The 858-nt window shown below is 45.5% G+C and carries 1 protein-coding gene; it reads right to left on the reverse strand.

The features are described from left to right. Positions 1-858 (reverse strand): IS66 family transposase (gene tnpC, locus WBS51_RS15145; protein ID WP_342694166.1); only part of this gene is annotated, 858 nt, incomplete at both ends.

Here is an 858-nt window from a genome sequence, read left to right on the forward strand (position 1 = left end):
GTGCATAGCCAACAGCATCACCAAATTTATCTTTCTTGGACACATTTATAGTTTTTAGGTACGCAAAAAACGCATCCACAAGTGGTTTGATAACCGCCTGCCGTTGCTTAAGCCGTTCATCAGAAGAAAGGTCCTTCAGCTTCCCTTCTTCCCGATAGATTGCCTGAATCTGTTTCATCAGAAGAAATGCATTGGATTCCTTTTGACAGGATTTCGGAACCAGCTTTAAGGCTTCATCAAATCTGCGGCGACAGTGCACCCAGCATCCGGCAATGGTCAGTTCTTCCAACTCTTTTTCTAAAGTATGGTAGACCTGGTAACCGTCTGTTACACAGATGCCGTCGTACCCTTTTAGGAATTCCCGTGGATGGGATGCATTTCTCGTTTGCTGGTATTCATACAGGACAATCTGCCGTTTTTGGTACAAATGTCCGGAACGGTATACCCACATCCAGCTTTTGCTCCCGGCTTTGCGTCCGTCATGGTTTACAAGCACCGGCGTCTCGTCTGCCTGGATGACGTGGTAGAAATACAATTCTTTATGAAGATAATCATAAAGGATTGATAGATATTCCTCTGCTAAACGTATGCACCAGTTTGCCATGTTCTGCCTTGTGATCTGCAGACCATAACGCTGGAATTCCTGCTCCAATCGATAGAGAGGAACTGCGTTCACATATTTTCCATTGATGATCGCAGCACCCAGAGATGGTGATACCAGACTCCCATGCAGTAACGTCTTTGGATGGTCTGCTTTCACCATGTGTTCATCTGTTTTGCTGGCATACACACCGATGTGATGTTCTTCCACTTCTGCCTTCGCAGGTACGAAATGATATTTTCTGGAAATGGCATCCG

The sequence above is a fragment of the Blautia acetica genome (assembly GCF_038739805.1).
Taxonomy (GTDB): Bacteria; Bacillota; Clostridia; order Lachnospirales; family Lachnospiraceae; genus Blautia.